16 protein-coding genes are annotated in these 18,466 nt (G+C 55.3%); 8 read left to right on the forward strand and 8 right to left on the reverse strand.

Going from position 1 to position 18,466, the window contains the following annotated elements; all coding sequences use genetic code 11:
• Nucleotides 1-145 precede the first annotated feature (145 nt).
• A complete protein-coding gene (locus tag P2T68_RS33960) occupies nucleotides 146-2,038 on the forward strand; it encodes a DEAD/DEAH box helicase (protein WP_024077865.1) in 1,893 nt (630 codons plus the stop codon).
• 68 nt (nucleotides 2,039-2,106) lie between these two features.
• Here P2T68_RS33960 and P2T68_RS33965 read toward each other — a convergent pair whose 3' ends face one another.
• Nucleotides 2,107-2,703, reverse strand: a complete 597-nt coding sequence (locus tag P2T68_RS33965) for a YceI family protein (protein ID WP_041161044.1) — start codon at nucleotides 2,701-2,703, stop codon at nucleotides 2,107-2,109.
• Nucleotides 2,704-2,735: 32 nt separating this feature from the next.
• Nucleotides 2,736-3,287 (reverse strand): cytochrome b, encoded by a 552-nt coding sequence (locus P2T68_RS33970; protein WP_024077867.1) that lies wholly within the window; start codon nucleotides 3,285-3,287, stop codon nucleotides 2,736-2,738.
• A gap of 274 nt (nucleotides 3,288-3,561) precedes the next feature.
• Between P2T68_RS33970 and P2T68_RS33975 the strand changes: the two genes are divergently transcribed.
• On the forward strand, nucleotides 3,562-4,968 hold the full coding sequence (locus tag P2T68_RS33975; RefSeq protein WP_024077868.1) for an adenosylmethionine--8-amino-7-oxononanoate transaminase: 1,407 nt from the start codon (nucleotides 3,562-3,564) through the stop codon (nucleotides 4,966-4,968).
• Between the two features lie 150 nt (nucleotides 4,969-5,118).
• Nucleotides 5,119-5,838, forward strand: a complete 720-nt coding sequence (locus tag P2T68_RS33980; RefSeq protein ID WP_024077869.1) for a 16S rRNA (uracil(1498)-N(3))-methyltransferase — start codon at nucleotides 5,119-5,121, stop codon at nucleotides 5,836-5,838.
• A 69-nt stretch (nucleotides 5,839-5,907) separates the two neighbouring features.
• Here P2T68_RS33980 and P2T68_RS33985 read toward each other — a convergent pair whose 3' ends face one another.
• Genes P2T68_RS33985 through P2T68_RS33995 form a run of 3 tightly spaced genes read right to left on the reverse strand, consistent with a single transcriptional unit; the run spans nucleotide 5,908 to nucleotide 8,437 of the window.
• Nucleotides 5,908-6,810 (reverse strand): transporter substrate-binding domain-containing protein, encoded by a 903-nt coding sequence (locus P2T68_RS33985; protein ID WP_024077870.1) that lies wholly within the window; start codon nucleotides 6,808-6,810, stop codon nucleotides 5,908-5,910.
• Between the two features lie 24 nt (nucleotides 6,811-6,834).
• Nucleotides 6,835-7,185 carry a RidA family protein gene (locus tag P2T68_RS33990; RefSeq protein WP_024077871.1) on the reverse strand — a complete coding sequence of 117 codons (351 nt, stop codon included), beginning with the start codon at nucleotides 7,183-7,185 and terminating at the stop codon, nucleotides 6,835-6,837.
• Nucleotides 7,186-7,195: 10 nt separating this feature from the next.
• Nucleotides 7,196-8,437, reverse strand: a complete 1,242-nt coding sequence (locus tag P2T68_RS33995; RefSeq protein WP_277378855.1) for a D-amino acid dehydrogenase — start codon at nucleotides 8,435-8,437, stop codon at nucleotides 7,196-7,198.
• Between the two features lie 107 nt (nucleotides 8,438-8,544).
• Between P2T68_RS33995 and P2T68_RS34000 the strand changes: the two genes are divergently transcribed.
• The 4 genes from P2T68_RS34000 to P2T68_RS34015 all read left to right on the forward strand — a co-directional run bounded on the left by P2T68_RS34000 (nucleotide 8,545) and on the right by P2T68_RS34015 (nucleotide 14,911).
• The gene (locus P2T68_RS34000; protein ID WP_024077873.1) at nucleotides 8,545-9,447 is read left to right on the forward strand and encodes a LysR family transcriptional regulator; all 903 of its coding nucleotides are present in this window, start codon (nucleotides 8,545-8,547) and stop codon (nucleotides 9,445-9,447) included.
• A gap of 1,061 nt (nucleotides 9,448-10,508) precedes the next feature.
• Nucleotides 10,509-12,257, forward strand: coding sequence for a radical SAM protein (locus P2T68_RS34005; RefSeq protein WP_168232799.1), 1,749 nt, complete (start codon nucleotides 10,509-10,511; stop codon nucleotides 12,255-12,257).
• Nucleotides 12,258-12,279: 22 nt separating this feature from the next.
• A complete protein-coding gene (locus tag P2T68_RS34010; protein ID WP_168232800.1) occupies nucleotides 12,280-13,128 on the forward strand; it encodes a DUF692 family multinuclear iron-containing protein in 849 nt (282 codons plus the stop codon).
• Between the two features lie 526 nt (nucleotides 13,129-13,654).
• A complete protein-coding gene (locus P2T68_RS34015; RefSeq protein ID WP_168232801.1) occupies nucleotides 13,655-14,911 on the forward strand; it encodes a hypothetical protein in 1,257 nt (418 codons plus the stop codon).
• Nucleotides 14,912-15,226: 315 nt separating this feature from the next.
• Here the strand turns inward: P2T68_RS34015 and P2T68_RS34020 are convergent, their stop codons facing one another.
• Nucleotides 15,227-15,844, reverse strand: coding sequence for a hemolysin III family protein (locus tag P2T68_RS34020; RefSeq protein ID WP_024077878.1), 618 nt, complete (start codon nucleotides 15,842-15,844; stop codon nucleotides 15,227-15,229).
• A 144-nt stretch (nucleotides 15,845-15,988) separates the two neighbouring features.
• Between P2T68_RS34020 and P2T68_RS34025 the strand changes: the two genes are divergently transcribed.
• The gene (locus tag P2T68_RS34025) at nucleotides 15,989-16,903 is read left to right on the forward strand and encodes a LysR substrate-binding domain-containing protein (protein ID WP_150054231.1); all 915 of its coding nucleotides are present in this window, start codon (nucleotides 15,989-15,991) and stop codon (nucleotides 16,901-16,903) included.
• A gap of 352 nt (nucleotides 16,904-17,255) precedes the next feature.
• Here the strand turns inward: P2T68_RS34025 and madM are convergent, their stop codons facing one another.
• The gene (madM, locus tag P2T68_RS34030; RefSeq protein ID WP_024077880.1) at nucleotides 17,256-18,020 is read right to left on the reverse strand and encodes a malonate transporter subunit MadM; all 765 of its coding nucleotides are present in this window, start codon (nucleotides 18,018-18,020) and stop codon (nucleotides 17,256-17,258) included.
• Between the two features lies 1 nt (nucleotide 18,021).
• Nucleotides 18,022-18,426: a malonate transporter subunit MadL gene (madL, locus tag P2T68_RS34035; RefSeq protein ID WP_015886323.1), complete on the reverse strand. Its 405-nt coding sequence runs from the start codon at nucleotides 18,424-18,426 to the stop codon at nucleotides 18,022-18,024.
• Nucleotides 18,427-18,466: the final 40 nt, after the last annotated feature.

Raw genomic sequence — 18,466 nt, forward strand, 5'->3', positions numbered from 1 at the left:
TACTGCGCAGCTTTCAAGCCCGCGCGAGCCGGTGGAGTGCCCGCCAGACGCAGCAGGACCGGACGGGATTGCGCTCCCCTAAGCGCCATTCACGCCCGGCAAGATTATCCCTTTGGGCCAAGCCCTAACTAAAACAGGATTACTCATGTCCTTTGCTTCCCTCGGTCTCTCCGAGGCTTTAGTCCGCGCCATCGAGGCAGCGGGCTATACCGAGCCTACTCCGGTGCAACAGCGGGCCATTCCCGCCGTGTTGCAAGGTCGCGACCTGATGGTTGCGGCTCAGACAGGTACTGGTAAAACCGGCGGCTTCGCCCTCCCGATTCTGGAGCGGTTGTTCCCCAACGGTCATCCGGACAAATCCCAGCGTCACGGCCCGCGCCAACCGCGCGTCCTGGTCCTGACCCCTACCCGCGAACTCGCCGCCCAGGTGCATGACAGCTTCAAGCTGTATGCCCGCGACCTGAAGTTCGTCAGCGCCTGCATCTTCGGCGGCGTCGGCATGAACCCACAGGTTCAGGCCATGTCCCGCGGTGTCGACGTGCTGGTCGCCTGCCCAGGTCGCTTGCTTGACCTGTGCGGCCAAGGCAGCGTCGATTTGTCCCACGTGGAAATCCTCGTGCTGGACGAAGCCGACCGCATGCTCGACATGGGCTTTGTCCATGACGTGAAGAAGGTCCTCGCCCGCCTGCCGGCCAAACGTCAGAACCTGCTGTTCTCGGCAACGTTCTCCAACGACATCACCGCCCTGGCCGGTAAGCTGCTGCACAACCCGGAACGTATCGAAGTCACGCCGCCGAACACCACGGTCGAGCGTATCGAGCAGCGCGTGTTCCGCCTGGCCGCCAGCCACAAGCGTTCGTTGCTGGCGCACCTGATCACCCACGGCGCGTGGGAACAGGTCCTGGTGTTCACCCGCACCAAGCACGGCGCCAACCGCCTGGCCGAGTACCTGGACAAGCACGGCCTGACCGCCGTCGCCATCCACGGCAACAAGAGCCAGAACGCGCGTACCAAGGCCCTGGCCGACTTCAAGGCCGGTGAAGTACGCATCCTGGTAGCCACCGATATCGCCGCGCGCGGCCTGGATATCGACCAGTTGCCCCACGTGGTCAACTTCGAACTGCCAAACGTCGACGAAGACTATGTGCACCGTATCGGCCGTACCGGCCGCGCCGGTCGTTCGGGCGAGGCCATTTCCCTGGTCGCGCCGGACGAAGAAAAACTGCTGAAAAGCATCGAGCGCATGACCAAGCAGAAAATCGCCGATGGCGACCTGATGGGCTTCGATGCCAGCGCCGTCGAGGCTGAAAAGCCTGAAGTACGCGAGCGTCCGGACGTGCGTAACCCACGCAACCCACGCGGTCCGAAGGGCGATGGCCCGAACGGCGGCGGTGGTGGCGGTGGCCGTCGTGACAAGGGCAAGGACAAGGGCGGCAAGGAAAAAGCGCCAACCAACGGCCGTGGCGAACGCCCGGCCCGCGAGCAGAAACCCCGTGAAGGCACCCCGGCCCGCGAACAGCGCCAGCCGAGCCAGCCACCACGCGCCGCATCCGATCGTGCCCCGGACGAGTTCCTCGATGACGACGTGGATAACTTCGGTAACCGCGTCGACTACGTGCCCCAGGCCAAACCGGCCCAGGGCCGTGGCCGTCGTCCAGGCGCACCGGCACAAGGTGCTGGCGCTGGTGCTGGTGCTCCACGTGGCGGCCAGCCGCAGGGCGGTCGTCAGAACGGCCCTCGCAACAGCAGCGGCGGCACCACCGGCACACCACCGGCCAAGCGCAGCGGCCCGCGTAATGGCGCACCCCGTGATGGCCAGGCGCGTCGCGAAGATTCGCGCAGCAACAACCGCCGCCCGGCCCGTGACGACCAGCCACGCTTGTCCGAACCCGCCGTGCAGAACCCACGCGGTGGCCCGGCGCCAAAGATCATCCACAAGGAGTCGAAAGCCGACCGCTTCCCGACACCGGAGCAGTTGGATCAACTGCCAGGCCGTCCTCGTGGTGAAAAACCAGCGCTGCTGACCCGCAACCGCTGAGTTTCAAAGCACCATAAAAAATGCCCCGCATCCAAAGATGCGGGGCATTTTTGTATGCGAGGCGAAAATTACTTCGCTTTCACACCTTCAAACGTGACGTACAGTTCAACCGTGTTGGACGCTGGGCCCAGGTCCATCTGCTTGCCGAAGTCCTGGCGATTGAAGCTGGTGGTGCCTTCAAAGCCAGCACGGTAGCCGCCCCATGGGTCCTTGCCTTCACCCAGGAAAGTCGCCTTGACGACGATCGGCTTGGTCACACCGTGAAACGTCAGGTCGCCGGTCACGTCAGCAGTGACTTGGCCTGCAGCATTTTTACCGGTGGTTTTAACACTGGTGGAGACGAACTTGGCATCGGCAAACTTGCCCACGTCCAGGAAGTCTTTGCTGGAGATGTGCTTGTCACGTTCGGCGTGGTTGGTGAACACGCTGGCGGTACGGACATTGAACTCAATCTTGCTGTCTTCAGGCTTGGCGGCATCGAAGCTGAACTTGCCGTCCAGATCCTTGAAGGTACCGGTGATGTAGCTGTAGCCCAAGTGGCTGATCTTGAAATCAACGAAGGCGTGCTGGCCTTCTTTGTCGACAACATAATCAGCGGCCATCACCTGGCCTGCCGACAGCAGAGCAGAACCGATTGCCAGCGCGGCGAGTGTCTTTTTCAACATGCTTTCTATTCCTTGTGAGTCGAGGTTGAACATCAGGCTTTGCGCCCCAGCATTCGCTTAAGGGTCGCATCACGATCGATAAAGTGGTGTTTCAAAGCAGCCACGCCGTGCAAGCCGGCAAAGACCACCAACACCCAGGCGAGGTACAGGTGCACCACGCCAGCGGTGTCCGCCTGGTCCGGTAGACCGGAAACCACGGCAGGAATGTCGAACAGGCCAAACACCGGGATCCCGACACCGTCTGCGGTGGAAATCAGGTAACCGGCAATCATCACGGCAAACAGGCCGATATACAGGAACGCGTGGCCAAACGCGGCGCCGATACGAGTCAAGCGGCTGTAGCTGGCCAACGGTGGCGGCGGCGGGCTGATCAAACGCCAGACGATACGTACCAGCATGATGGCGAACAGTGTGATGCCAATACTCTTGTGCAGGTCCGGCGCGTCTTTGCGCCAGGCGCTGTAGTAGTCGAGCCCGACCATCCACAAGCCCAGGGCGAACAGGCCAAACACCACCAGGGCCACGCCCCAGTGCAAAATCATACTGACCCAGCCGTATCGGGCCGGAGAGTTACGTAGCTGCATGTACTTAATCCCGTAAGAACTGTGCCCAAGACTAGCGATTTACCTATCGAATTAAAGCGGAAAATTTTGCTTTGAAATATCGAGAAATACGATCTTGAGGGTATGAAGAGTAAATTAACCAAGGATTAAGGACTATCCAGAAGAAACGTGACAGACCGTCCTGCGTTTACTGCCAATTCATACATAACAGGTTGTGACAAACCCGCCCATTGCATAGGCTTGCGCGATTGTTTCACCTGCGCCAGTTGCAGGACCGCTTCGAGGAGATAACCCGATGGGCTTGAACAACCAGTGGATGCAACGCGACCTCGCGGTGCTGTGGCATCCCTGCACCCAGATGAAAGACCACCAGCAACTGCCGCTGATCCCGATCAAGCGCGGTGAAGGCGTGTGGCTGGAAGACTTCGAAGGCAAGCGCTATCTCGACGCCGTCAGCTCCTGGTGGGTCAACGTCTTCGGTCACGCCAACCCGCGCATCAACCAGCGCATCAAGGACCAGGTCGACCAGTTGGAACACGTGATCCTCGCCGGCTTCAGCCACCAGCCGGTGATCGAACTGTCCGAACGCCTGGTCGCGATGACGCCCGAAGGCCTGACCCGCTGCTTCTATGCCGACAACGGTTCGTCGTGTATCGAAGTCGCCCTGAAGATGAGCTTTCACTATTGGCTCAATCGCGGCCTGCCGAATAAAAAGCGCTTCGTGACCCTGACCAACAGCTATCACGGCGAAACCATCGCCGCGATGTCGGTGGGCGACGTGCCGCTGTTTACCGAGACCTACAAGGCGCTGCTGCTGGACACGATCAAGGTGCCCAGCCCGGATTGCTACCTGCGCCCCGCCGGCATGAGCTGGGAAGAACACTCGCGCACCATGTTCCTGGCCATGGAGCAGACCCTGGCGGACAACCATGACACCGTCGCCGCCGTGATCGTCGAGCCGCTGATCCAGGGCGCGGGTGGCATGCGCATGTACCACCCGGTGTACCTCAAGCTGCTGCGCGAAGCCTGCGACCGCTATGGCGTGCACCTGATCCACGACGAAATCGCCGTGGGCTTCGGTCGCACCGGCAGCATGTTTGCCTGTGAGCAGGCCGGCATCCGCCCGGACTTCCTGTGCCTGTCCAAGGCCCTCACGGGTGGCTACCTGCCGCTGGCGGCGGTGGTGACCACCGAAGACGTCTACGCGGCCTTCTACGACGACTACCCGACCCTGCGCGCCTTCCTGCATTCCCACAGCTACACCGGCAACCCGCTGGCGTGCGCGGCAGCATTGGCGACGTTGGATATTTTCGAAGAAGACAACGTCATCGAGAACAACAAGGCATTGGCCCAGCGCATGGCCACCGCCACCGCGCACCTGGTCGACCACCCGCACGTATCCGAAGTGCGCCAGACCGGTATGGTACTGGCCATCGAGATGGTCCAGGACAAAGCCACCAAGACCGCCTACCCGTGGCAGGAACGCCGTGGCCTCAAGGTGTTCGAACATGCTCTGGAACGTGGCGCGCTGTTACGGCCGCTGGGCAGCGTGGTGTATTTCCTGCCGCCCTATGTGATCACGCCGGAGCAGATCGACTTTCTGGCAGAAGTCGCCAGCGAGGGCATCGATATCGCGACCAACAGCCAGGTCAGTGTGGCGGTGCCGAAGGACTTCCACCCAGGTTTTCGTGATCCGGGCTGATCATCCCGCGCCCCTGCAGGAGCCGGCTTCCTGTGGCGAGGGCGCTTGCTCCCCCTGGGGTGCGAAGCGCCCCAACAGCCGGCGACTGCTGTGCAGTCGAACGGGAGCAAGCCAGCTCGCGCCTACAGAACACTTTTCCAGAGAACAGAAATGAGACTGTCCCGTTTTTTCACCGACACCCCGCTGAGCCTCGGCGACCATGAACTGCCGGAAGCCCAGGCGCACTACATCAGCCGCGTGCTGCGCATGGGCGAAGGTGACGCCGTGCAATTGTTCGACGGCTCCGGCCAGGAGTTTCGTGGCACGCTGCTGGAGGTCGGGAAAAAACGCGTCACCGTGCAACTGACCGAAAGCTTTGCCGGGCAGAGCGAATCGACGCTGCATATCCACCTCGGTCAGGGTTTATCCCGAGGCGAGCGAATGGATTGGGCGATCCAGAAAGCCACCGAATTGGGGGTCAACGCCATCACGCCGATTTTCAGCGAGCGTTGCGAAGTGCGCCTCAAGGACGAACGCGCCGACAAACGCCTGCTGCACTGGCGCCAGGTGGCGATCAGCGCCTGTGAGCAATGCGGGCGTTCGACGGTGCCGGTGATTCATCCACCGTTGTTGCTGGCGGACTGGTTGAAGCAGGTCGAGGCGGACCTGAAGCTGGTGCTGCACCCGGTGGCCGAGCCGATGATCAGCCATGCCAAGCCTGGGAGCCTGGCGTTTTTGATCGGGCCGGAGGGTGGGCTGACCGACAACGAAGTCGACACTGCCCAAGGCGCCGGCTTCCATGCCGCCCGCCTCGGCCCACGCGTGTTGCGCACCGAGACCGCGCCAGTGGTCGCATTGGCGGTCGCCCAGCAGTTATGGGGCGACTTCTAACCCCCCATTGCGAACCCAATCAAAAATGTGGGAGGGGGGTTTGCCCCCTCCCACATTTGGATGCGGTGATCACTCCACCGGATCGCTGACCGGCTTGGCGATGATCGCCTTCAGCTCACTGGTCATCGGGAATTCCAGGTTCAAGCCCTTGGGCGGAATCGGCTGTTCAAACCAGCGCTGGTAAATCCCATTGATCTCCCCCGAGCGGTACAAGTCCCCCAGCGTTTCGTTGACCACCGCGAGAAACTGCGGATCATCCTTGCGCACCATGCAGCTGTAGATTTCCCGCGATTGCTCTTTGCCTACCACGACCCAGTTGTGCGGGTCCTTGGCCTTGGCCCGCTCGCCATAAAGCAATGCGTCGTCCATATAGAACGCCACTGCGCGGCCGGTCTCGAGCATCTTGAACGCCTCGCCATGGTCCTTGGCGCTGATCACGAACATATTGCTCTTGTGCTCGGCGTTGTAGCTCTTGAGAAAGCGCTCATTGGTGGTGCCGGCGGTGGTGACCACGTTCTTGCCCTTGAGGTCGTCAAAACCGTTGATGCCACTGTCTTTGGCGGTCAGCAATTGGCCCTTCACGTAGATAAACCCATAGGAAAACGCCACCTGCTTCTGCCGCTCGGCGGTTACCCCGGTGGAGCCGCATTCCAGGTCGACGGTGCCGTTCTGTACCAGCGGGATACGGGTCTGGGAGGTCACCAGGTTGTACTTCACGTTGAGGTCGGCAACCCCGGTTTTCTGCTGCACGCGCTCGACGATCTTGCTCGCCAGGTCCACCGAATAGCCCATGGGTTTGCCGCTGTGGTCACCCACATAGGAAAACGGCACCGAGGCGTCACGGTACCCCAGGGTGATGGACTTGGCGCTGGCGATCTTGCTCAGCGTGCCGCCCAGCGCCGGTTCGTTCGCCTGAACCTGTGCGCCGAACAAAAGCCCCAGGGTGCAACCGGTCAACAGGATTGTTCTCATTGTTATGCTCCGTTGGTCTTTGAGTTACTGACGTACTGCAATCACGCTGATTTCCACCAGCACGTCAGGGCGTGCCAGTTCCGCTTGCAGGGTGGTCCGGGTAGGCGCCATGCCTGGCGAAAGCCACGCGGACCACTCCGTGTTCATCGGCGCAAACCCTTGCGCGATATCCTTCAGGTAGATGGTCGCGTTGAGCAGATGATCCTTGTCGCTGCCTGCTTCAGCCAGCAGCGCATCGATCTTGGCCAGCACCTCGCGAGTCTGGCCCGCCACATCCTGGGCGTCTCCCGGCACCTGGCCGGAGAGGAATACCAGGTCCTTGTAGGTCACGGCACCCGAGAGACGCTCATTGCTGCTGATTCGGTTGATGGTCATCGGTGCATCCTCAAGCGGCGCGGGGCGCCAGGCCCTGCATATCAATGGAAGGAAGGTGTTGGTCGATCAGCTCGGCCAGCAATTGGCCGCTGCCGCATGCCAGGGTAAAGCCGAGGGCGCCGTGGCCCAGGTTCAGCCACAGGTTGCGGTAGGCACTGGCGCCAATCAGCGGCACACCGGTTGGCGTGGCCGGGCGCATGCCGGCCCATTCAATCGCCTGGGCATAGTCGCCGGCCATAGGAAATGTCTCGAGCGCCTGGCGCTTCATCAGCGCCAGGCGCTTGGGCTCAAGGCTGGCGTCGAAGCCGACGATATCCACCATGGCCGCCACCCGCAGTTGCTCGCCAATACGCGCGTAGACCATCTTGCGGTCGTAGTCCGTGATGCTCACCTTCGGCGCCTGGTGCTGCGCGCCAATCGGCACGCTAAGGCTGTAGCCCTTCAGCGGATAAAGGGGCAGCGACAACCCTGGCAAGCCCAGTTCAGCGCTGCGATGCCCGGCGGCCAGCACCAGGTGCTCCACCGGCATCACCTCATCGCCCACCTCGATGGCCTGCACCACGCCGCCGGCATGGCGAATCGCGGTGACCTTGCGGCCCAACAAAAAGCGGCAACGCCCCGACGCATCAAGCCGCGCTGCCAGGCGCTGGCAGAAGGCATGACAATCGGCCACTTCCTCATTCGGTGTGTAGATACCGCCGACAAAATCACCCTCGGCCAGCGCCGGTTCCACGCGCGCGCAATCCGTGGCCGACAGCACCTGTTGTTGGAGGATATCGGCGACCTTGCCGCGCGCATGCTCGAAGCTGGCGGCATGACGAAACGTCACCAGCTTGCCGTTGCGACGCCAGTTGAAGCCCTCCAGGCGATCATCCTCGCGCCATTGCTGCAAGGTGTCCTGGCTCAGGGAAGCCAGGCGCAGCAGGTGGGCCGCATTGCGCTTGTTCACCGAGCCACGGCAAGCACGCAGGAACGCCGCCATCCAGCGCCATTGCTGGGGGTCCAGGCGCGGGCGCAGCTTCAACGGCGAATCCCCCCGCAGCAGCCAGCCAATCGCTTGCAGCGGCACCCCGGCATCCGCCAGCGGCGCAACATAGCGGTAGGACAATTGCCCGCCATTGGCGAAACTCGTCTCGCGACCCAAGGCGTCGCGTGCGTCGATCACTGTCACCTCATGGCCGGCGCGCACCAGCGCATAGGCGCTCGCCAAGCCGATGACCCCGCCGCCGATGATGCAAACCTGCTTGGCCATGCCAGCCCCCGACCGTTGATTAAGAGAGGCCAAGCCTAGGGGCAGGTGACAGGCCACCGACAATGAATAAAGATGGGTCACCTATAAACAAAGGTTATGAACCTGCCATGCGCTTGCGTCATATCGAAATCTTCCAGGCCATCCGCCAGACCGGCTCCGTCAGCGCTGCTGCGCAGTTGCTGCACGTCTCGCAACCGGCGGTGACCAAAGTATTGCAACACGCCGAATTACAGTTAGGCTTCCCGCTGTTTCTGCGGGTGCGCGGTAAATTGCAGCCAACACCTGAAGCCCTGGCGCTGGAACGCGAAGTCGAGAAAGTCACCGAGAGCCTGCAAGGCGTGCGACGCCTGGCCAAGAGTTTGCGCCGTGCACCTGAGCAAAGCGTGCGGATCGGGGCTATTCCGGCGTTGGCGCTGTCGCTGCTGCCACCGGCGATTCTGGAATGGAAACGCGAATACCCGGACATCGCCTGCGAGCTGTCCAGCGACCATAGTCGCGAGCTGGTGCAGAAACTGTTGATGCGCGAGATCGACCTGGCGCTGACCCTCAATTTCTCCGGGCATCCAGGGTTGACCACACAGGTGCTGGCCAACGGTGTGCTGGTGGCATTGGCCTCAAAGGGCTATTGGCCCGACGCACAAATGCACACCCCCTTACCACTGGCTGACCTGGCGGGGGCACCGCTGATTGGTCTGTCCAGCGCCGACCCGTTGGCGGCCAAACTCGACAGCTACCTGGAAAACGTCGAGCCGCCACCGCGCGTGACCATCTCGGTGCAAACCTATTCCCTGGCCCGCGCCATGGTCGAATCGGGCGCCGGCCTGACCGTGATCGATCCGTTCACGGCGTTGGGCGCCTCAACGGCCACCACCTGCATCCGCACACTCACGCCACCGCTGCCGATCACCCTGTACGCCCTGACCCGTGCCGATGAACCGCCGCCGCATATGTTGGCCAAGCTGCTGGATATCTTCGGCAACCGCGCCCGGGAACTACTGGAACGCTTGTAAGCGCACTGAAGACCCAATGTGGGAGGGACAAGCCCTCCTCCATCTATATGTCTCATTGGCTGTTAAAGCACTTACTTAGTACATGAATTGGAACCTGGGTATCGGTTGCAGAAGCCGATCGGATTGGGCTTTTTACAGTCCAAGAAGTAGGACTCGAATTTGCTGGTGCGGCTGGCGAACTGTCGAGTGCATGCCGCTCGCCAGTCTGGATAAACCTCATATTCGACAGGCGAGTCATGAGAGAGCAACACAAAAATATCCGCACGACGTAACGGTTTAAAAATTCTTAAAACTTGGCTAATAGAGCTTTGCTATAACGACCCAGCAATTAATTCGTTTTTTGCAAGCAAAAAAATAAAACAAATTCCGGGACTCAAAAATAATCGACTACATTTGCATAACCTCCCCTTCCTACATGTACGTAGGAGTTATCTTTCAAAGTGGGACCATTCTTACAAAAAAACAAAAACCCTAGGAAATTTCTGAAATTTCATTTTTTATTTGACTCACAGAATATTAGGGGCTTTTATATAAGAGCCACCAAGCTTCTTGCTGGCATACAAGACACTTAATTAATCCGACTGGTTATTCTTACAGCCATCTCCATTCATAAATTAAACACCACTGCTCTTTTGTGTAGTAAACAGAAACCAAAAATAAGAAGGGGTAATATATGAAAGACGAAAACGATGATGAATACCTGGATGAACTGGCCTCTGATGTCGAGACCTTAACCCCGGTATCAGACGGAAGTTACGACATGGTTGCTGGAAAAACGGCTCCCGAATTCTAATGAAGCACTAACTAATTGGGCACTGTAAAGCCGGTGCCCAATTATTGGGAGTGGATGGATAAACATCGTATGAGAATAAAAACGAAGCCCGAAGTAATTTGCCTAACTGAGCTAGGGTATTGCTTTTTTCACAACGGGACGCACCTTCTGAAAATATCGAAAAGAAAGTTTATTGACGCACTAGAATCTGACGAAAAGTCTGCGCTCATAGCGGAGCGCTATCCAGATTTTTTTAACCTGGCTAACGCCAATGAAGCGAGGAGTTATTATGAAAAAAGCTCCCTACTTTTCAGCGACTCGCACGAGTGAGCCTGTCGAGCTCTGTCGGCTCGCATTAGTAGCTTTACCCTACGGCGAAGGCCCACAAAAAGTAATGCCGCTTGGCCTGCAGAATATCTCAGCGTATGTAAAAAAAAATGCCAAGCATGCAACTTGTAAAATCTTTGACTACTCCGATCTATACACATCAGATATTAACGAGCTATCCGATTTAATCAACTGGGCTCCACACCTTGTTGGGATCTCAATATATAGCAGTCATGTGCAAGCAGCAATCACGTGGGGAGGCACAATAAAAAATGCCTTGCCTGGAACATTCATTTTCTGTGGAGGCCCTCATATAAGTCTAGCAGCGGAAGATTTCCTGCGTGCGGCCAAAGGGATTTTTGAGTTAGCGTTACGTGGCGAGGGCGAGCATTCAACTGCCAGACTTATAGTACTATTTAATAAAGTTAATACGCAGACCTCACTTAAAACAAAATCAAAAAAACAAAGAAAAAAATACATATATAAAAATCACTTCAATAAAGTACCAAACGCAGTGTGGCTTACCGCATCTGGAAAGCTTAAAGAGTCCTATATAGAAAAAATACAGCTTCCCACAGCAGACTGGGAGAACCCACTCCTTGAATACTCCTCAGAACGTTTACAAAACCTTTATTTCACAGATAGAAATGATGCTAAAAAGAGAAAAGCCATAGCATTGACGAGCAGTCGAGGCTGCCCATTAGCATGTTCCTTTTGCGCTATTGTCGCAGCAGACAAGGAGGGTCCAAAATGGCGAGCCATCGACGCCACGACGCTTGTTAACTGGATAGCAGAAGCCTATACACAGTACTCGTTCGAACACATATACATGATGGATGCGAATTTTTTTGTTCGAAAAGATAGAGTGCTGGAGTTCTCAGAAAAACTGTACAACTTATTCGAAGGTCGAGTCACATGGAGCAGTTCCTCCACCGTAGGCTATCTTCTAAAATTGCAATCCGAACTACCAAAATTAGTAAGGCAGGGATTAAGGCTTGTCGAGATGGGAGTCGAGTCCGGCTCACAGTCCCAACTAGACTACATGAACAAAAAGGTCACTGTACAAAACAATATTGATGCCGTAAGAGCCCTACAAAACAACAGAATAGATGTCGGCCTTGACTTTATAATGTTTTATCACGACCAACAAAAAAGAGAAATCATTGAGAACTTAGTATTCTTGGTTAAATCCGGACTGACCGAACACGAATCCTTAGATCACTACTTCAACATTATGATGTTGTATCCAGAAACCCCCGTAAGAAAAAATCTGGAGAGAAAGATAGGTACAAAGCTTGACTTGATACAGCTACCAAACAGCAGAGCATTTATTGAAAATCACGAAGTATATAAAATATATACTGCCTATATAGACAACTTTGCAAAACCCATACTAAACCAACTCGAGCAAGCAATTGCATCAAACATTGAAAAGGTCGGGACATCCACTTCACTTACCGAAGTTGCCTACTTATCCTTGCTAAATATTCACTTAAAACATATGCCATTCCAAGTATTATGGTGGCTTTGTCACAACCCAGATAAAACAACTGAAATTAACCGTAAGAATTTTTTTATTAACTATGTAACTAAAATCAATAAAGCTATCGCCAATGACAATGCAATCAACGCCCCCAAACTCAAAATTCTAGAAACACCGACAACTGGTTCAGGAGGGAGAAAAGGTGAACTCATAGGTAAATCTTTATAACCAGCCTTCAAACAGGTGTTTTATGAAAGAACGTTCAATTCGCATAGGCGTTAGCGGCGACATAGAAAAACTAAAACAGTTCATTCAGCATCGCAATGACATCAACCATATATATCATCACACACCGATTCGTCACTTTAGTTTGGGCATACGCCCATGGGACAAAATAGAAAATTCGTTAGTTGAGACATGCCTATCCGCAGATTTTACAATGTCAGCACACCCCGTAGACATCAATTTTTCTGGGGTTATTGACATGGCGGATTTAAAAAGCCTCAAGGAGGCACTGGCCACACTTCCTATCATTTATATAGAGGAAGATATCGGAATATGGAGGAACGGCAACCTCTTTTTGGGCGCCCATCAAACCAATCCACCCATGAACAAAACAACATTAAAAACCACTGCTGACAATGCCAGAATCATAAATGACTACTTTCAAATACCCATAGTCTTAGAAAACCCGCCAATCTATAGCGAATTTGGAAATATAGAGTTTTGGGGATTTTACCTAGAGCTATGCAGGCGCTCTGAATGCATGATGGCGCTTGATATTGGACATTATCTGGGCTACTGCAAAACTAAAGGCCTAGCGTTCGATTTACCCTGCGCTACCCACGAAATCTGGAATCTAATTAAAACTGTACACATCTCAGGAGTAAAGTCTTGGCTATGGAATGGTATTCCCGTCTGGCTTGACCAACACTCAGACCCTTTCAACAATGAACTCATGGAGGCCTTCAAAAATACGATAATAAAAACCCGAAAAACACATAACGTCTTATTGGAAATGGAGGGAGCACCATTAGAAGTTGAAAACAGCAATATATCCCTCATAAAAAATGCGCTTAGGGATGCGAATAAAAAATGAAAGAAACCTGCAAACTCTCAACAACTATGCTTTTCTCAAAAATATATGAATCTAATAACTTATTATCAAATCCAACATCCCCAGAAGAAAAACACTTCTCATTTGAAAGCATCAGAAGGTATTTAGACATCTCTAGGCACATTAGTAGACGCTGGCCACATACGATCAGATACTTAGAATCCATTCACGGGGAGGACGTTCTAATCGACGTATTTGATCGCTTTGATAAAACCTCGAAAATCTACAAAAACCTAAACGCCGCCGCGTGTGAAATTTTTTTCAAGAAGATAAACACTCAGTTTCCACCCATCGATTCCGAACTACTATTTTACGAAGACTTTCGAAACGGGAGGGACAAGTACTACAAATACACTTCCGTCCTGCCCTTAGGATACCCTCACACTTTAGTCCCCTTCGACCTTGACTCTATTTACACGACACTAATGTTTTATGGTCGAGCTCATGCCCCGTCAATCCTTTATAGAAATCTAGTTCTTGAACCCGGCAAAACTTTCAGAGTCAGCCTATGAAAAGCGCCGCCAATATCGTCTCCCGCTCAGACGCACTATATGGTGGCATCGCGATGGGTGTAACAATACTAGAGTTGGCTCTGATAGCAACCAACCCTAAACTCGGAAGTTTTTCCTTAGAATTTTCACTTATCACACAACTGTTAATTTCCTTGGTTATTGAATTTTACACTGGACATTCGTTCGTAAACCGATTTGGTACGGCCAGCACAACAATTTACGGATTCACATTCAAGCTAGCAAGCGCTGTTTTTTTAACCGCTGGATTCTATTTTGTATTACTCGACTACTGGTATATTAGTTGGTGCTTTATACTCATTTCATTCACCTTAGACTCACTAGGCACTGGCTGCCTGAGGTCATCTTTCAGGCCAGCCTACAACGACCTCCATCTGCACCTCACTGGACATAGCGCAGATTATGTGGGTGCCTTTAAAAAACACCTGCACATACGCATAGGCACTCCATTAACTTTATTACTGATAGCCTCACTCATGATGAGTGGCGGATATTACTTGTATGCTATGTTAGTGACGATGTTGCCAATATTACTATGCCGCTCTATTCAGATTTACTTCTCTCACCATGACCTCAGGCCAATCCTCACTAAAAGAAATAGTTCAGAACATCGAATCCACCTTAACTACATGCAGCACTTTACAATAATATTTAAATACCCCAGCCAGTTTTTTGGATATATAGCAGGCAACACTTTTGAAATGTTGATCCTCATGTACGCAATCGGCTTACTATATCGCCACAACTCCTCTACAGGCATACCTGAAAGCTTATATTGGCTAGGAAGCTCACTAACAGCCTTTTTAGTTTTTTTGGCGTCTACGGCTATCGGAGCAGCCGGGCTATCCAAGCTAACTTTTAAAAAATCCAGCTCAGCACTTTCATCTTTTTGTTTTTTAATGACTATTGCCATATCTCTGGCAATGGCCACTGAAAGCACGGATAGTTTATATTTTTATATACTTTCCGCCTTTTGTTTTCTTGGGACTGGGATCGGAATCATATTGACCCGAGTAACATCAAATGAAATTCTAGATCATGCATGCAGAGAGGAAATATTCTCTTTCTTTTTAATCACAGAACTCATAACGACAGTTTCAGTTATATTCACCGTCACGGCAAGCAGCCTTCTCTTTTCTCCAGAAAAAACAATGAATGGGCTAAGCTACGGCTTAACAATACTCATGGGGGCTTACTGCTTTTCCACTACTTACAAAAAGCCGAAAGAAAAGTAGACTACCGTTGCAAACCAACGCCAAACATAAGCAACAGTTCCGAACCCAGAACAACACAACGTCTCAGGACTGTTCGCTCTTGAATAAACATGGAAATTTTATCGATACACGCCAGAATCGTATCAATAAAATCGACCTTACTGGCAGCATTTCAGCAGGCAGCCCTATCCCCCCTTAGTGTTGATGGCACAGCCCCGTTATTTGCCCAGCGAAATGAGTTGCCCCATTACAGCTGTAAATAAAAAACTCCAAATCCAATGGAGATCCAATGTGGGAGGGGCTTGCCCTCTCCCACATTTTTTACCTCATTGGCTGTTAGAGCACGTACCGCATGATCGCCACAAAGTGCAGCAGGCTGCCGCCGATCACAAACAAATGCCAGATCCCATGGGAATGCCGCAGGCGTTCCTCCAGGGCAAAAAAGATAATGCCGACGGTGTACAGCACCCCGCCCGACGCCAGCCAGATAAACCCCGCCGTGCCCAGCGCGGCGAGCAACGGCTTGACCGCCACCAGCACGATCCAGCCCATCACCGCATAGATCACGATCGACAGGATGCGGGCCTCGGAACGTGGCTTGATTTCCTGCAAAATGCCGATCACCGCCAGCCCCCACACGATGCCGAACAGCGTCCAGCCCCACGGCCCTCTTAAGGTCACCAGGCAAAACGGCGTGTAGCTGCCGGCGATCAACAGGTAGATCGAAAAGTGATCGACCTTCTGCATGATCGCTTTTCGCCGCCCCTGCACGCTGTGGTACACGGTGGATGCGCTGTACAGCACCATCAGCGTAAAGCCATAGATCGCGACGCTGACAATCTTCCAGGGGCTGCCGTCCAGGCTCGCCACCACCAACATCCACACAGCGCCAATACACGCCGCGACAGCACCGAGCAAATGGCTCCAGGCGTTGAATCGTTCCCCGTGGTACATCTGACACTGACCTCCTGTAACCGTTAACCGCAGGCTGGCAAGCCTCCCGCCTTGCACATAAGAGTGCAAGGGCCTTGTGACGTTCCGGCGACGCCGGGCGGTTTTGCGGGCACAATCGAGCGCATTCGAACAAGAGTCATGGCCATGCTGATCGACGAAGAATTCACCCTCAAGAAGCTGGAAGTCTTCCTGGCGTTCATGCGCACCGGCAACCTGGCCCGCGCCGCCGCCGAACTGCAAACCAGCAACGTCAGCGTGCACCGCGCCATCCACTCTTTGGAAAATGCCCTGCGTTGCCCGCTGTTCAAGCACGAAGGCCGCAACCTCACACCGTTGGAAAGCGCCTACGTGCTGGAAGAACGTGCGCAGAAACTGGTCGCCGATGTGGTCGACAGCGTGCGCCTGACCCGCGAAGCCGCCGGTTTCTCCGCCGAGCGCTTCAAGCTCGGCTCGCTGTATTCGTTGACGGTCAAGACCGTGCCGCAACTGATCATGGGCCTGAAAATCAGGCGCAGCGAACTCAATATCGACTTGATCCTGGGCTCCAACTTCGACCTGCTCTACAAGCTCAAGAACATGGAAGTGGACGCGATCCTCATCTCCCTCGACGAACACGCCAACGACCCCGACTGCGAGCAGATCGCGCTGTTCTCCGACGACATCTTCCTCGCCACCCCGGCTGACTCGCCCTTCGATCGCGACCAGGAAATCGACCTGGCCGACGTGCGCGACGCCACTTTCATCACCCTCACCCAAGGCTTCGCCACCCACCAGGATGGCAACCGTGTGTTCAAGCAGGCGGGGTTCGAGCCCAAGGTGGCGATGCAGGTCAACGACATCTTCACCTTGCTGAGCATGGTCAGTTCAGGGGTGGGCTATGCGTTGCTGCCGGGGCGGATTGCGGCAGTCTACGAGAACCGCGTGAAGCTGATACCGCTGCAGGCGCGGTACCGGCTGCAGCAGCATATCGGCGTGGTGTTCCTGAAGGCCAAGGAGCGCGACCCGAACTTGCTGGCGTTATTGGCGGAGTGTCGGATGTATGCCAATCGGCAGGCTTGAGATAGCCATCGGGGGCAAGCCCCCTCCCACACTTGAATGTGTTCGCAATTCAAAATGTGGGAGGGGGCTTGCCCCCGATGAGCATGGGTATCTACACAACTTTTCAGCCCCTGACAAATCTCCCTGTGGCGAGCGGGCTTGTCCCGCGTTGGGCTGCGTAGCAGCCCCAAAACCAGCCTCTGCAGAGTGTCTGATACACCGCGTTCTTCTTGACTAGGGCTGCTACGCAGCCCAACGCGGGACAAGCCCGCTCGCCACAACAGCCCTATTTTCCGGGCATTCAGCGTTGAGCCAACGTTGTGTAGATACCTATGCCCCGATGAGGCCAAACCAGACAACACAACGTCCAAAGCTAGCCAACCAACCCGCGAACAATGAAGTACAGCAACGAAGGCCCAAGCAAACACCCAAGCCCGGTGTGGAACGTCGCCGTCAGCGCACCATACGGCACCAACCGACGATCCGTCGCCGCCAGCCCCGCCGTCACGCCACTCACGGTCCCGGCCAAGCCACCAAACACCATCGCCGAACGCGGGTTATCCAACCCCATCCAACGCGCCGCTACCGGCGTGCCGACCATCACCAGGATCGCCTTGATCAGGCCGGTGGCGATCGACAGCGCCATCACATCCGAGGTCGCACCAATCGCCGCACCGGTCACCGGGCCAACGATGTAGGTCACGGCGCCCGCGCCGATGGTGGTCATGCTGATCGCATCCCGATAACCAAAGGCCCAGGCCATGCTCGCACCGACGATAAACGGCAGGATCGTGCCGAGCAGCAGCGCAATCACGCCGATCATCCCGGCTTTGCGCGCTTCGGTGGCTTGCACTTCAAACGCCGTGGCGACAATCGCGAAGTCGCGCAGCATCGCCCCGCCCATCAGGCCGATGCCGGAGAACAGCGACAGATCCGCCAGGCCTTTTTGCCCGCCAGTCATGGTGCCGCCGACCCAGGCCAGCACCAGGCCGATCACGATCGCAATCGCCGAGCCATGGATGCGCCCGAACGTCAGGCGCTTGGACAGCACCACGGAAATCCACATGACCACGCCGACGAAGGCAAACGCGGTGATCAGGCCGTTATGTTCCAAACCTTTTTCAATGAGATCCCACATATCAGCGACCTCCCACTGGCGCGATCAGCGGCTCTTCATCGGGTAACGGTTCACCCTTATGAGTGCGGCTGATCAGGGCGATGGTGCACCCACACACCACCACCGAACCAATGGCCGCAAGCACCGCGACCGGGCCACCGTGCAGGGCGGTGACCACGTTTTGTTGCGCCGCCATCGCAACCACCACGGGGATATACATCGCCCCCCAGAAGCCGACGCCCATTTCGCAGTCCTTGGTCATGCCGCCACGCTTTTGCATCCACAGGCGTGCGCAGATCAACAGGATCATCGCGATCCCTACCCCGCCCACATTGGATTTCACGCCGAGCAGTACACCGAGCATGTCGCCCATGATCACGCCCGCCAGCGTGCAGATCGCCAGCAATGCCACACCGTAAATAATCATTGTTGTTGTCCTCAAAGTGCTCGATCGAAATTGTTGTTGT

Origin of the sequence: Pseudomonas sp. G11 (assembly GCF_029457515.1) — a bacterium.
Classification (GTDB): Bacteria; Pseudomonadota; Gammaproteobacteria; order Pseudomonadales; family Pseudomonadaceae; genus Aquipseudomonas; species Aquipseudomonas gorinensis.